1 tRNA gene is annotated in these 272 nt (G+C 47.8%); it reads right to left on the bottom strand.

The features are described 5' to 3' along the window. Nucleotides 1-74 precede the first annotated feature (74 nt). Nucleotides 75-151 (bottom strand) — tRNA-Met (locus tag A1OO_RS06730). Nucleotides 152-272 lie beyond the last annotated feature (121 nt).

The following is a 272-nucleotide window of genomic DNA, read 5'->3' as shown; positions in this document are numbered from 1 at the left end:
ACCTTGGCAAGGTTGCGCTCTACCAGCTGAGCTAGTGTCGCAATATCAACCGTTTTTCAACGACTAATAAAATGTGGTTGCGGGAGCTGGATTTGAACCAACGACCTTCGGGTTATGAGCCCGACGAGCTACCAGACTGCTCCATCCCGCGTCCGATTAATCGTTCAAAGTACGATGTCAACTTGCCATGTCTAACATGGCTTCACTTTCGATAATATCGACAATGAAAATTTGGAGCGACACATCGGGTTCGAACCGATGACCTCAACCTT

The sequence above is a fragment of the Enterovibrio norvegicus FF-33 genome (genome assembly GCF_000286835.2).
Taxonomy (GTDB): Bacteria; Pseudomonadota; Gammaproteobacteria; order Enterobacterales; family Vibrionaceae; genus Enterovibrio; species Enterovibrio norvegicus_A.
The sequence above is the reverse complement of the archived record's forward strand: the minus strand, read 5'-3'. Positions and strand labels throughout refer to the sequence as shown.